The sequence below is a fragment of the Streptomyces katrae genome (assembly GCF_000966975.1).
In the GTDB taxonomy this organism is placed as follows: domain Bacteria; phylum Actinomycetota; class Actinomycetes; order Streptomycetales; family Streptomycetaceae; genus Streptomyces; species Streptomyces katrae.
The window spans coordinates 1-431 of record NZ_JZWV01001782.1; the positions used below are offsets into that span (position 1 = coordinate 1).

Sequence of the window (431 nt, forward strand, 5' to 3'; positions counted from 1 at the left end):
GCAGCCGCCGCCCCCGCACCGCCCCCCGGCGGCGCCGCGGCACCACCGCGGCCGGGTCCCCCGGCGCCTCCGGAGGCCGACTGGCCCCCGACGCCGTCCCCCGCCCCGGCGGGCAGCTCCGCCCGGGCGGCGGGGGGCCCGGCCCCGGCGTGGCCGGGGGAGTCCGGCCGGGAGTGGGCGGCGCCCGCACCCGCCCCGGCCCGTCGGGACACGGGGGCGGCGGGTTCCGCCCCGGGGTGGTCCGGGGGCCCGGGCCCCGAGGGGGAGTGGTCCCAGGCCTCGGCGTCCCCGGCCCGCTCGGGGGGTCCCGGTGGGGGTGCGGTGCCGGGGGGTCCGGCTTCGGCGTGGTCGGGGGAGTCCGGCCCGGCGGGAGAGTGGTCCTCGGCGGCATCGGCCTCGCCTGCGGCGGGGGGGTTCGCTCGGGCGGGGGG

1 pseudogene is annotated in these 431 nt (G+C 86.8%); it reads right to left on the bottom strand.

Annotated elements, in window-relative coordinates:
• Positions 1-431: pseudogene (locus VR44_RS48715) on the bottom strand (hypothetical protein); the annotation flags it as partial.